The sequence below is a fragment of the Pseudoduganella sp. HUAS MS19 genome (assembly GCF_053615455.1).
Map to the genome: position 1 here is coordinate 987,831 of NZ_CM132133.1, position 13,074 is coordinate 1,000,904.

The 13,074-nt window shown below is 61.3% G+C and carries 13 protein-coding genes; 10 read left to right on the forward strand and 3 right to left on the reverse strand.

Going from position 1 to position 13,074, the window contains the following annotated elements:
* From clsB to ACWBU6_RS04675, 10 genes are all read left to right on the forward strand, one after another.
* Complete coding sequence (gene clsB, locus ACWBU6_RS04630; protein WP_452647668.1) at positions 1 to 1,164, forward strand: cardiolipin synthase ClsB; 1,164 nt, start codon at positions 1 to 3, stop codon at positions 1,162 to 1,164.
* Positions 1,161 to 1,541: an RNA-binding S4 domain-containing protein gene (locus ACWBU6_RS04635; protein ID WP_452647669.1), complete on the forward strand. Its 381-nt coding sequence runs from the start codon at positions 1,161 to 1,163 to the stop codon at positions 1,539 to 1,541. Before clsB ends, ACWBU6_RS04635 begins: the two co-directional genes overlap by 4 nt.
* Positions 1,542 to 1,832: 291 nt before the next feature.
* On the forward strand, positions 1,833 to 2,423 hold the full coding sequence (locus ACWBU6_RS04640; RefSeq protein WP_452647670.1) for a TetR/AcrR family transcriptional regulator: 591 nt from the start codon (positions 1,833 to 1,835) through the stop codon (positions 2,421 to 2,423).
* Positions 2,424 to 2,479: 56 nt separating this feature from the next.
* The gene (locus tag ACWBU6_RS04645) at positions 2,480 to 4,270 is read left to right on the forward strand and encodes an acyl-CoA dehydrogenase C-terminal domain-containing protein (RefSeq protein WP_452647671.1); all 1,791 of its coding nucleotides are present in this window, start codon (positions 2,480 to 2,482) and stop codon (positions 4,268 to 4,270) included.
* 139 nt (positions 4,271 to 4,409) lie between these two features.
* Positions 4,410 to 6,806 carry a 3-hydroxyacyl-CoA dehydrogenase/enoyl-CoA hydratase family protein gene (locus ACWBU6_RS04650; protein WP_452647672.1) on the forward strand — a complete coding sequence of 799 codons (2,397 nt, stop codon included), beginning with the start codon at positions 4,410 to 4,412 and terminating at the stop codon, positions 6,804 to 6,806.
* 6 nt (positions 6,807 to 6,812) lie between these two features.
* Positions 6,813 to 7,310: a PaaI family thioesterase gene (locus tag ACWBU6_RS04655; protein WP_342115149.1), complete on the forward strand. Its 498-nt coding sequence runs from the start codon at positions 6,813 to 6,815 to the stop codon at positions 7,308 to 7,310.
* Between the two features lie 27 nt (positions 7,311 to 7,337).
* A complete protein-coding gene (locus ACWBU6_RS04660) occupies positions 7,338 to 8,534 on the forward strand; it encodes an acetyl-CoA C-acyltransferase (protein ID WP_452647673.1) in 1,197 nt (398 codons plus the stop codon).
* A gap of 136 nt (positions 8,535 to 8,670) precedes the next feature.
* Positions 8,671 to 9,447 carry an enoyl-CoA hydratase gene (locus ACWBU6_RS04665; RefSeq protein WP_452647674.1) on the forward strand — a complete coding sequence of 259 codons (777 nt, stop codon included), beginning with the start codon at positions 8,671 to 8,673 and terminating at the stop codon, positions 9,445 to 9,447.
* A 16-nt stretch (positions 9,448 to 9,463) separates the two neighbouring features.
* Entirely contained in the window at positions 9,464 to 10,195 is a 732-nt protein-coding gene (locus ACWBU6_RS04670; protein WP_452647675.1) for a histidine kinase, read from the forward strand.
* A 76-nt stretch (positions 10,196 to 10,271) separates the two neighbouring features.
* Positions 10,272 to 11,141, forward strand: a complete 870-nt coding sequence (locus ACWBU6_RS04675; protein ID WP_452647676.1) for a CPBP family intramembrane glutamic endopeptidase — start codon at positions 10,272 to 10,274, stop codon at positions 11,139 to 11,141.
* On the opposite strand, the gene ACWBU6_RS04680 is transcribed toward ACWBU6_RS04675, so the two are convergent.
* From ACWBU6_RS04680 to ACWBU6_RS04690, 3 genes are read right to left on the reverse strand one after another with little or no spacing between them, the layout of a single operon-like run.
* On the reverse strand, positions 11,119 to 11,319 hold the full coding sequence (locus tag ACWBU6_RS04680; RefSeq protein ID WP_452647677.1) for a hypothetical protein: 201 nt from the start codon (positions 11,317 to 11,319) through the stop codon (positions 11,119 to 11,121). The two genes, ACWBU6_RS04675 and ACWBU6_RS04680, sit on opposite strands and share 23 nt — an antisense overlap.
* Before the next feature lie 10 nt (positions 11,320 to 11,329).
* A complete protein-coding gene (locus ACWBU6_RS04685) occupies positions 11,330 to 11,944 on the reverse strand; it encodes a hypothetical protein (RefSeq protein ID WP_452647678.1) in 615 nt (204 codons plus the stop codon).
* A 10-nt stretch (positions 11,945 to 11,954) separates the two neighbouring features.
* Positions 11,955 to 13,064, reverse strand: a complete 1,110-nt coding sequence (locus ACWBU6_RS04690) for a hypothetical protein (RefSeq protein WP_452647679.1) — start codon at positions 13,062 to 13,064, stop codon at positions 11,955 to 11,957.
* Positions 13,065 to 13,074: the final 10 nt, after the last annotated feature.

The following is a 13,074-nucleotide window of genomic DNA, read 5'->3' on the forward strand; positions in this document are numbered from 1 at the left end:
ATGCGTCACGTTGATTTTCTAGCCGATAACGAAGTCAAACTCCTCCACTGCGGTACCGACTATTTTCCGGCCCTGGTCGAGGCCATCGGGGCCGCGCAGTTTGAGATCTATTTCGAGACCTATATCTTTGCCGAGGATGAAACCGGCAAGCGCGTCATGGCCGCGCTCAAATCTGCCGCCCAGCGCGGAGTGACGGTGCGCATGATTACCGACTGGTTCGGTACCGGCCACAAGCCGGTCTCCCGCCTGCATGCCGAAGTCACGGCGGCCGGTGTCGAGCACCGCATCTTCAATCCCTGGTTCCGGCGCGGCGTGACGCGCACCCACCGCAAGATCTGTGTGGTGGATGCCGAGGTGGCTTTTGTCGGCGGCATCAATATCAACGACGATATGTTCACCGACTATGACCACAGCAAGGCGCTGCAAGCGCCACGCTGGGATTTTGCGGTCGCCGTGCGCGGGCCGCTGGTCGAATCCATCCACACCGAGGCGGAAACGCAGTGGAAGCGCCTGGGCCATATGACCATCGTCAGGCGCCTGACCCTGTTCAACGAAATGCGCAAGCTGAACAAGATCGCGCGCCAGAGCACCATGCAGGCCGGCTTTGTGGTGCGCGACAACCTGCGCAACCGCCGCACCATCCAGCGTGCCTACCTGCAAGCACTGGGGCGGGCCAGGAAAAGCGTGCTGCTGGCCAACCCCTATTTCGCACCGGGCCGCAAATTCCGCCGCGCCCTGGCCGCGACCGCGCAGCGCGGGGTGGAAGTGGTGCTGCTGATCGGCGTCGGCGAATTCTGGATGCAGGATGCGGTGGCGCATTCCTTCTACCCCAAGCTGCTGGAAGCGGGCGTCAAGGTGGTGGAGTACCGCAAGACCCAGTTGCACGCCAAAGTCGCGGTCATCGACGACGACTGGGCGACTGTTGGCTCCTCCAATGTGGACGGGCTGAGCCTGTTCCTCAACCAGGAAGCCAATGTGGTGATCAAGGACGCCGAGTTTGCGCGTTCCCTGCGGGCAAAGATCGAGGATGCCATTGCCGATGGCGTGGTGATCCACCAGCAGGATTTCGAACATGTCGGGCGCTTCCGGCGGGTAGGGTATGAAGTCGCGTATTTCTTCTACCGCACGCTGATGCGCATTTTTGCAGTGGGGAAGTACACATGAGTGACGTAAGAATCGACAAATGGCTGTGGGCGGCGCGCTTTTTCAAGACGCGCCAGCTGGCCATCGACGCCATCGACAAGGGCAAGGTCAAACTGTCGAGTGGCGAGCGCATCAAGCCTTCGCGCAATGCGAAGCTGGGCGAGCGCCTGCATATCGATAATGGTGCTGACGAATGGGACGTGCTGGTGGTCGGGATTTCCGGCAAACGGGAAGGAGCACCGATCGCCCGCCTTCTATATGAAGAGAGCGAAGAATCGCTGGCCCGCCGCGCCGCCCTGATCGAGCGCAGGAAGCTGTTCCCCGAACCCTTCGCCGACAACAAAGGCCGCCCCACCAAGCGCGACCGCCGCCAGTGGGAACGCGCCACGACAAAATAAATGGGGCCGCAAAATAAATAGGGACGTACCCCATTTTTCGCCTTCGGCGAAAACATGGGGTACGTCCCTATTTATTTTGCGGCCCCGTCCCCATTTATTTTGTTGCGGTGCAACAATAGAGGTGCACTTCTAGTGGTGTCGTTTGACTTTCGCCACACGCTGGATAATAGTACGAACGTTCGCAAAACTTTTCACCAGCGGCCGATCTGTTAGAGCGAGAATAAGGTTTTTCCTTCTTTCTGGATGGGTTCAAAAGTGAGTGGAATTCTTGTAAATACACCAACAAAATTCATGCGCAAAGGCGAAATGACCCGTGCGGCCATCCTGGATGTGGCCCTCGACCTGGCAAGCCGTGACGGCCTGGAAGGCCTCACCATTGGTTTGCTCGCCGACAAAATGAACATGAGTAAGTCCGGTGTATTCGCGCACTTTGGTTCGCGAGAAGATTTGCAGATTGAAGTCCTGAAGCTGTACCACCATCGTTTCGAGCAGGAAGTGTTTTACCCGGCGATGAAGGAGGCCCGCGGCCTGCCTCGCCTGCGCGCCATGTTTGCCAACTGGATCAAACGTGTGAGCGTGGAAATCGCCTCGGGCTGCATCTATATCAGCGGCGCCGTCGAATATGACGACCGTCCTGGCCCGATCCGCGAAGAGCTGCTGGCCATGGTCGGCGCGTGGCAGGCAGCCTTGCTGCGTTGCGTACGCCAGGCCATCGACAACGGCGACCTGCGCGGCGATACCGATGCTTCCCAGCTTGTATACGAGATGTATGGCCTGATATTGGCCCTGCACCATGAGGCGCGCTTCATGCGCACTCCTGGCAGCGTGGACCGGGCAGGCACGGGCTTCAACCGACTGATCGAAAACTATCAACCATCCTAAGGCTGCAATTCGCCGCAGCCGAGCAAACATAACCTTTTAGCTTTCTGGAGAATAAAATGGGTCAATACGTCGCGCCAATCCGTGATATGCAGTTCGTGCTGCACGAACTGTTGAAGGTGGAAGAGAAGCTGAAAGAGCTGCCTCCTCACGCCGAAACCGACGCGGACATCATCAACCAGGTGCTGGAAGAAGGCGCCAAGTTCACTTCCGAAGTGCTGTTCCCGCTGAATCACTCGGGCGACCGCGAAGGCTGCCACCACGATGCCGCGGCCAAGACCGTGACCACTCCAAAAGGCTTCAAGGAAGCCTACGCCCAATACGTTGAAGGCGGCTGGGCTGCGCTGGCCTGCGATCCTGAATTCGGCGGCCAGGGCCTGCCGATCGTCCTGAACAACTCGTTCTACGAGATGCTGAACTCGGCCAACCAGGCATGGACCATGTATCCAGGCCTGTCGCACGGCGCTTACGAGTGCCTGCTGGCCCACGGCACTCCTGAGCAAAAGTCCACCTACCTGCCTAAGCTGGTTTCCGGCGAATGGACCGGCACCATGTGCCTGACCGAGCCGCACTGCGGCACCGACCTGGGCATGCTGCGTTCGAAAGCCATCCCTAACGCCGACGGTTCCTGGAACATCACCGGCGCCAAGATCTTCATCTCGGCCGGCGAACACGATATGGCGGAAAACATCCTGCACCTGGTGCTGGCCCGCGTGCCGGACGCTCCGGAAGGTTCGAAGGGCATCTCCCTGTTCCTGGTGCCGAAGTTCATCCCTAACGCCGACGGTTCGATCGGCGAGCGCAACCCGATCTTCTGCGGCGCGATCGAAGAGAAGATGGGCATCCACGGCAACTCGACCTGCCAGATGAACCTGGACGGCGCCAAGGGCTGGATCATCGGCCAGCCGAACAAAGGCCTGCAGGCGATGTTCGTGTTCATGAACGCCGCCCGCCTGGGCGTGGGCGTACAGTCCCTGGGCCTGACCGAAGTGGCTTACCAGAACGCGCTGGTGTACGCAAAAGACCGCCTGCAAATGCGCTCGCTGTCCGGCGTGAAGAATCCTGAAGGCCCGGCCGATCCGATCATCGTGCACCCTGACGTGCGCCGCATGCTGCTGACCGGTAAAGCCTACGCTGAAGGCGCGCGCGCTTTCGCTTCCTACGTGGCGCTGCAGATCGACCGCGAACTGCACCACCCTGACGAAGAAGTGCGCAAGGAAGCCGGCGACGAAGTTGCACTGCTGACCCCGATCATCAAGGCCTTCATCACCGACAACGCTTGGATCGCCACCTCCGACGCAATGCAGGTGTACGGCGGCCACGGCTACATCTCCGAGTGGGGCATGGAGCAGTACGTGCGCGACGCGCGTATCAACCTGATTTACGAAGGCACCAACACCGTGCAGTCGCTCGACCTGCTGGGCCGTAAGATCCTGATGGACAACGGCGCCAAGCTGCGCAAGTTCGGCGAAAAAGTGCGCGCCTTCGTGGAAGAAAACGGCACCGACGAAGCGATGTCCGAGTTCATCACCCCGCTGGGCGACCTGGGCGAGAAGCTGACCAAGCTGACCATGGAAATCGGCATGAAGGCCTTCCAGAACCAGGACGAAGTGGGCGCCGCCGCGGTTCCTTACCTGCGCGTAGCCGGCCACCTGGTGTACTCCTACTTCTTCGCGCAGATGGCGAAGATCGCACTGGAAAAAGAAGCATCGGGCGACAAGTTCTACACCTCGAAGCTGGCAACCATCCGCTTCTACTTCGGCCGCCTGTACCCGGAAACCGCAACCCTGATCCGCCAGGCTCGTTCCGGCGCCGCCAACCTGATGGCCCTGGACGCTGACCTGTTCTGAAGTTGATGGCGCTGGCCATTCGCGCACTAAACCGGTAGGGCAGGTGTCAGACCCAGTGGGTCTGACACCGGATTACCGGTTTTAGCTAAGACAGCCGACGCCCACGCATAGCAACGGAAATACCAACTAAAGGATATATATGAGCAACTTCAACGTGAAAAAAGTAGCGGTGCTGGGCGCCGGCGTGATGGGCGCGCAGATCGCGGCCCACTGCGTCAACGCCAAGGTTCCAGTCGTCCTGTTTGACCTGCCAGCCAAAGAAGGCAACAAGAACGGCATCGGCATCAAGGCCATCGAAGGCCTGAAAAAACTGTCCCCAGCTCCTTTCGGCGACAAGGCCGACGCGGAACTGGTGCAGATCGCCAACTACGAAGACAACCTGGACCTGCTGGCCGGCTGCGACCTGATCATCGAAGCGATTGCCGAGCGCATGGACTGGAAGCATGACCTGTACAAGAAGGTTGCTCCGCACATCGCCCAGAACGCGATCTTCGCCTCGAATACTTCCGGCCTGTCGATCAACAAGCTGGCCGAAGGCTTCGACGCCGACCTGAAGGCGCGCTTCTGCGGCGTGCACTTCTTCAATCCACCACGCTACATGCACCTGGTGGAACTGATCCCGACCACCGACACCAAGCCGGAAATCCTGGACCAGCTGGAAACCTTCATGACCTCGACCCTGGGCAAGGGCGTGGTTCGTGCCAAGGACACCCCGAACTTCATCGCCAACCGCGTTGGCGTATTCGGCATCCTGGCCATCATTCACGAAGCGGAGAAGTTCGGCCTGTCCGTCGACGTGGTCGACGACCTGACCGGCGCCAAGCTGGGCCGCGCCAAGTCCGGCACCTTCCGTACCGCCGACGTGGTTGGCCTGGACACCATGGGCCATGTGATCAAGACCATGGAAGACAACCTGCCGAACGATCCGTTCGCCGCGCTGTACAAGACTCCTGCCGTGCTGTCCGGCCTGGTCGCCAAGGGCGCCCTGGGCCAGAAATCCGGCGCCGGCTTCTACAAGAAGGTCGGCAAGGACATCATGCGCCTGGACGCAGCAACCGGTGAATACGTCGCCGGCGGCAAGAAGGCAGACGACATCATCGCCCGCATCCTGAAAGAAAAGGATCCGGTCAAGAAGATGAAGGCACTGCGCGAATCGACCAACCCGCAAGGCCAGTTCCTGTGGGCGATCTTCCGCGACGCTTTCCACTACATCGCGATCCACCTGGAATCGATCGCCGACAACGCACGCGACATCGACTTCGCCATGCGCTGGGGCTTCGGCTGGAACGTCGGCCCGTTCGAAACCTGGCAAGCCGCTGGCTGGGGCCAGGTTGCCCAGTGGGTCAAGGAAGACATCGAAGCCGGCAAGGCGCTGTGCAATGCACCGCTGCCAGCATGGGTCTTCGAAGGCAAAGTGGGCGAGCAGGGCGTGCATACCGCCGAAGGTTCGTTCTCGCCAGCGACCAAGTCCTACACGCCACGCTCCGACCTGGCAGTGTACAAGCGCCAGGAATTCCGCGCTCCGGTAGTGGGCGGCGGCGGCGCCGATCCCAAGACTGCCGGCACCACCGTGTTCGAAGACGAATCCGTACGCCTGTGGCACACCGGCGACGACGTCCTGATCCTGTCGCTCAAGACCAAGATGCACGTGATCGGCAAAGGTGTGATCGGCGGTATCCAGCGCGGCCTGGCCGAAGCTGAGAAGAACTTCAAGGGCCTGGTGATCTGGAACACCGACGCAGCCGAAGGCGGCGCCTTCTCGGCCGGCGCCGACCTGCAGGAAGCCCTGCCAGCCTTCATGGCCGGCGGCGCGAAAGCAGTCGACCCGATCATCAAGGAACTGCAGGACACCTTCATGAAAATGAAGTACTCCAACGTGCCAGTGGTAGCGGCTGTTGCCGGTATCGCCCTGGGCGGCGGCTGCGAAATGATGCTGCACGCATCCAAGCGCGTGGCTGCACTGGAATCGTACATCGGCCTGGTGGAAGTGGGCGTTGGCCTGATCCCTGGCGGCGGCGGCCTGAAGGAAGCGGCTGTACGTGCTGCCCGCGAAGCCAAGGGCAACGACATCCTGCAATTCCTGAAGACCGGCTTCACCAATGCTGCAACCGCGAACGTTTCGAAGTCCGCGCTGGAAGCGAAGGCCATGGGCTACCTGAAGGAAGACGACGTGATCGTATTCAACGCCTACGAGCTGCTGCACGTGGCCAAGACCACTGCACGTGCGATGGCCGATTCCGGCTACCGCGCGCCGATCCAGCGCCCAGTGCCAGTGACCGGCCGTTACGGCTGGGGCACCATCCGCGGCCAACTGGTCAACATGCGCGATGGCGGCTTCATCTCCGCACACGACTACAAGCTGGGCGACATGATCGCCGAGATCGTGTCCGGTGGCGACATCGACCAGGGCAGCGTAGTGAGCGAGCAGTGGCTGTTGGATATGGAACGCAAGGCCTTCCTGGAATTGCTGAACCATCCTAAGTCGCAAGAGCGCATCATGGGCATGCTGCAGACCGGTAAGCCGGTTCGCAACTAAGAGCAAATGTCCATCCTGTCGCTGGCCTTCAAAATCCTGTTGCGAGTGAAACCTAGCATGGTCTATGAGCAAATCAAAAAGCACATGACGGAGTCGCTGCCGTTCGTGCGCCTGCTCGGCATCCGCATCGACAGCATCGGTCCGGGAACGGCCGAAGTGTCGATGCCGGACGACGGCAAGCTGCACAACCACCTCGGCACGCCGCACGCGGGTGCGATTTTCACGCTGGCCGAAACGGCGTCCGGCGCGGCCATGGCAGGCGGCTTCGCCGACCTGATCATGGACATGCGCCCGGTCGCCAAGGAGTCGCGCATCCAGTACCAGAAAGTAGCCAAAGGCGCGACGCGCGCCTCCGGCAAGGTACCGGGCGACCTGGCCGCGCTGAAAGCGCAACTGAAGGATGAAGGAAAGATCGCGTTTCCGGTCAATGTCGACATTTTCGACGAACACGGCACGCTGGCAGCACAAGTACAGGTGGACTGGTACCTCTCCGCCAAACGCTAACGAACACAGATACTGGAAAGCTTAAAAATGAGCAAACAACTCCAAGACGCATACATCGTCGCCGCTACCCGCACCCCGATCGGCAAAGCACCGCGCGGTATGTTCAGCAAGACCCGTCCGGACGACCTGCTGGTCGCCGCCATCAAGGGCGCCATGGCTGCCGTGCCTAACCTGGACCCGGCCCTGATCGTCGACGCGATCATCGGCTGCTCCTTCCCTGAGGCAGAGCAGGGCTTCAACATCGCCCGTAACTCCGTGGTGCTGGCAGGCCTGCCGAACACCGTGGGCGGCGTAACCATCAACCGTTACTGCGCATCGGGCATTACCGCCCTGGCCATGGCTGCCGACCGCATCCGCGTTGGCGAAGCCGACGTGATGATCGCCGGCGGCGTGGAATCGATGTCGATGGTGCCGATGATGGGCCACCACCCATCGATCAACATGGACACCTTCAAGGACGAGAACGTGGGCCTGGCCTACGGCATGGGCCTGACCGCCGAGAAAGTGGCGACCCAATGGAAGATCTCGCGCGAAGACCAGGACGCCTTCGGCCTGGAATCGCACCGCAAGGCGATCGCCGCCCAGCAAGCCGGTTTCTTCAAGGACGAGACTACTCCGGTCGAAATCATCACCCGTACCCCTGACCTGCGCACCGGCGAGATCAAGGTTGGCAAGCGTACCGTGGATACCGACGAAGGCGCCCGCGCCGACGCCTCCATGGAAGGCATGGCCAAACTGAAGCCAGTGTTCGCCGCCAAGGGCACCGTGACCGCTGCGACCTCCTCGCAGATGTCCGACGGCGCAGGCGCGCTGATCGTGGTCTCCGAGAAGATCCTGAAAGAACACAACCTGACCCCGCTGGCCAAGTTCTCCTCGTTCGCCGTACGCGGCGTGCCGCCGGAAATCATGGGCATCGGTCCTAAGGTCGCCATCCCAGCTGCCTGCGCCGCTGCCGGCATCACCCAGGACCAGCTGGACTGGATCGAACTGAACGAAGCGTTCGCGGCACAGGCACTGGCCGTGATCCGCGACCTGAACCTGGACACCAGCAAGGTGAACCCGATGGGCGGCGCCATCGCCCTGGGCCACCCGCTGGGCGCAACCGGCGCGATCCGCGCAGCGACCGTCGTGCACGCACTGCGCCGCAACCAGCTGAAGTACGGCATGGTCACCATGTGCGTGGGCGCCGGCATGGGCGCAGCAGGCATCATCGAGCGCGTATAATCCTCGCGCAACGACGTAGCTAGGAAGGCGGGTCACAAGCCCGCCTTTTTTACATCCACAGTCCGGCGAGCAGCAAGTGTCAGACCCTGCGGGTCTGACACCGGTTTACCGGTTTTGAAAACGGAGACAACAAGCAATGGCAATCCTGACCAGCAAAGCCAATGGCATCCTGACCATCGAATTCGACCGCCTGGACCGCAAGAACGCGATCACCTCCGCCATGTACCAGACCATGGCCGACACCATCAACGCCGCCGAAACCGACGCCGAAGTGCGCGCCATCCTGTTCACCGGCAAGCCAGAGATCTTCACCGCCGGTAACGACCTGGTCGACTTCGCAATGACCACCACCGCCAACGACGGCGTAGCCTTCTCCGATCGTCCCGTGATCCAGTTCATGAAGGCACTGTTCAACAGCACCAAGCCAGTGGTGGCCGCAGTGAACGGCGCCGCCATCGGCATCGGCACCACCATGCTGATGCACTGCGACCTGGTGTACGCCGCCGACAACGCCAAGTTCTCGGTACCGTTCGCGGCGCTGGGCCTGTGTCCTGAATTCGGTTCCAGCATGTTGCTGCCCGCAAACGGCGGCCATGCGCGCGCGGCGGAAAAGCTGATGCTGGGCGAGCCCTTCAGCGCACAGGAAGCCTACGACATGGGCCTGATCTCCAAGCTGCTGCCCGCCGAGCAGGTGCTGTCCCACGCCCAGGCGCAAGCAGCCAAGCTGGTCGCACTGCCGGCCGAATCGATCCGCCAGACCAAGCGCCTGATGAAGGCCGGCCGCGAAGCGCTGAAAGCGCACATCGACGTGGAAAGCGCCCAGTTCGGCGCCATGCTGACGGGTGCCGAAGCCAAGGAAGCGTTTACCGCGTTCTTTGAAAAGCGCAAGCCGGACTTCAGCAAGTTCGCCTAATCTCGACGTAGCGTCCTTGCTGGTAGCGTCCCTGCAGCAAGCCTGGCGCTCGTTCTGGACGCTGCAAAAGCGCCGGACCGAGCCTGCCTGGGCGCGCCTGCTGATCGCCGGCGCCATCGCCATTGGCGGCGCTTTAGTGCTGCTGCTGCTGGCGGGGATACTGACGGGCAGTGTCGGCGATGCCAACTGGTGGCGCTGGTGGCCGAAGTACCTCTTCCTGATTTGCCTGTCGGTCGCCTACGCGATCCTGGCCTTGTGCCGTGCCCTGGAATTGCTGCTGCCCGCGGCGGTCATTCATCAGCTTTCGCCGGCGCGGGACTGGCGTGCCGCCCTGTTCCTCAATTTCGTGCTCGTTGCCGGCATCCTGGGCGGCTATCTTGTCGCGCTGCAGCTGATCGGATGGTGGTTTGCCTATCCCTCATGGATGAAGGCGTCCTATCCACTTGCCGTGACGCGGTTCCTGGCCTTCGTCGCACTCATGCTTGCAGCCAGCTGGATTGGTGGCAGGGTGCGCAAAAAACAGCGGCTGCTCCAATACCAGGTCATGGAGTCCCGGCTGCGCATGCTGCAGGCCCAGATTGAGCCACATTTCCTGTTCAATACCCTGGCCAATGTCCAAAGCCTGATCGATTACGATCCAGCGCGCGCCAAGCGTATGCTGGCAGGATTCACCGACCATTTGCGCGCCAGCCTGCCTGGTCGGCCAGGACCAGGTTGCCCGCCCGCCAGCGTGACGGCAACCCGATAATGGGCTACCATCGGAACGCATCAATTCGATTGATTGGCGCATAGCCCACATCCCTCAGCACTCCTGACAGCAAAAAATGCAATTCATCTCCGCACCCGTCTGGCTGCCATTCGGCTTGCTAGGCCTTTCGATTGCCAGCACCGGCCTGGTGGCCGCACATAGTGAACGACAGGACTTCCTGCGCCACCTCTGGCTGGTCTTGCTCGGCCTTGCGATCACTGCCGGCCTGGCGGCGGGCGTGCTGCGCCCCGTCGCCATCGTCGGCATCGTGGCCTTGCTGGCATTCTCATGGCTGGCCACACGCCACGGCAAGGCTGCCGTGCGAACGCTGTTGACGCTGTTGACGCTGCTGCTGGCGCTTGCGCTTGCACTGCACGCCCTGCCGGGCTACGACAATCCCCTGCTGCTGAAGGATGTCCGGCTATCGGCCGAATCGGCGCCTTACACCATGTATGCGAACTTCGACAAGGGCGTGATCGGACTTGTGCTGCTGGTATTCTTCTGCCGCCGCGCCGGCTCCTGGCGTGATTTTGCGGCAGCGTTTAGGTCGCAAGCGGCCGTGGTTGCAGCGCTGTTGTGCGGTGTGCTGGGCATTGCGTGGGCGATCGGATTCATTCATCCTGATTTCAAGCTTTCGCCATACCTGCCGTTGTTCGCCGCTGTCAACCTGCTGTTTGTTTGCGTGGCGGAGGAAGCTTTCTTCCGCGGCATCATCCAGGGCCAGCTCGCACGCTACGGCGAGACCATGGCAGTCGCGGTGTCAGGCCTGCTGTTCGGGGCTGCGCATCTGGGCGGCGGCTGGCAATTCGGTGCCCTCGCCAGTCTGGCCGGCCTGGGCTACGCGCTGCTGTATTCGAAGACGCAGCGCATCGAAATTCCGATCGTCGCCCACTTCCTGCTCAACCTCCTGCATTTCATGGCGTTCACTTATCCGCGTGCTGGCTGAATGCCGACAGTTGGACAGCACAACCGGCAGCTTGAGCCCATTGAATAGAGCGAGCATCGCCGGTATCGATATCGCCAGCCAGAACGACGACGTCGGGCGACAAGCAGGCGAGATCAAACGAAACTTGGCGCTTCTCCCAGAACTCGCGGTGCAGGTCGGACAGAATCAGCAGGCGCATTTGGGCTATTTCAGTAATCCGCGACGAGTGTTGCGTGCGTGCCGCTGTTTTCGCCTCCATTGAACAGCGGCAGAATGCTTTCGTGGCATACCAGATGGCGTGTAAAACAGCCGCCCATCACGAACAGCAGGCGCTCGTTCAAGGGCGTCTGTTCCAGCAGCTTCGCATTCAGGCGGAAGGACCAGACGCTTGGCTCGAGATCGTCGGGATCTGCATCTTCATCCTGGCCGGAATGTTCGGACAGTTCCCTGTCCCAGCAATCGAATTTTTCGCGGAAGCCAATGTAGCAAAAGTCGTCATGCAAGGACTTATCCTCATGCACCCACCACACGGGGTGCATGAAGAGGCCAGCCACCTTGCGTTCCAGGAGCGCGTCCCGTACATGATTGCGCACGATGATGTTGCCGCGTTCGAACATCACGTCTGGTGGAGCAGGCAGGGGTTCGATGCCTTCATTGCGGTTGTCACGCTTTTCGCCGTTGTAAAAGGCAAGCGGTGCGGAGCCTGTCAGCAATGGCGCTTTCCAGTATTCGCGCTCGCACGTTTCATGGAATGCAGTGGGATAGGGCAAGGTCTCATGGTCGCCGCGCTTGAGGAAGTAGTACTGTTTTTCGAAGCTGGTCATCGTCCTGCTTTCATTCATATGCCACAGTGCCCATGCGAATGCCGTGCCCGCGGTGTTCCATGCTGCCGCAGTTGCGGCATGATTTGTCCCGACGGATAGCTGCCTTGCGCGTGCGAAGGTCCGTACGCGGCAGGAAAGGGAACTCGAGCTCCTCGATCCGTGCCTCGGCCAATACTTCCTCCAGCTCGTGTACTTTGGCCGCTGCGCGCGTGAAGTCAATGAGCAAGAGCGCAAACTCTTGTACGGCAGCGTCAAGCGGGGCCTCGTCTTCGCCGTCGTCCACGAAGCATTGCAGGTTTTCGGCCAGTTCATGGATGGCGTGCTCGATCGCCGCTCCGGTGCAGAGCAAGGCAAGCGGCAGCATCAGGCGCAGTTCGAGCATCAGGGTGGAGCCCCCTGAACCGGCCAGGTGCGCGTACAGCGCCGGCGGAACGGCCTCGAAAACCATCTCCATGTACGCCAGCCAGGTCGACATGCTGTCATGTTCGGCCAGCAGTTCGTCGATCAACCGACGGTCATGCGAAGCACGGACCTCGCGCGCCAGTTTCGGCCGGATAGCCGGCAGCACGCGCTCAAGGAAGTCGTCGATGCCTTGCCTGTCGCCGTTGGCGATAAGCCCGGGCAGGGCGAAAATTTCGGCCCGGTGCTCGTGCAGCCTTGCGGCGAAGGTGACGCCGCCACCGAACGCGCCATGCGTGAAGTCGTGCGGGGGATCGGGCCGGCGGCCGGGCACCAACTGGATGCCGGTTATGGCGGGCAGGCCGCCCAGGCGCTCTTTCCACCATACCCATTCATCGGCTTCGGTGGATTGCGCATCGTCGCCGGCCAGGGCGGCCTGCCGCATCGCATCCGATATGCCGCCCCAAAGCCCGGCATCGAAAACGCTGCGCCTGGCCCGCAGCCATTTGGCTTGTGGAGGATTACAGCCGCATTCCGCTGCGGCCTGGTAGGCGGCGGCGCCGCCTCCTTGCCACAGCTCGCGGAAGGGTTGCAGCGCTTGCGTCAGGTGCAGGAAGGCACTGTGCAGGCGCAGGACGATGCTCTCGCGCTGCTCCTTGGCCTCGTGGGCCAGCTCCCTGGTGAGCAGATCGATGGCGACAGGCGATACAGGTTTCTTCATGGCGCTTCAA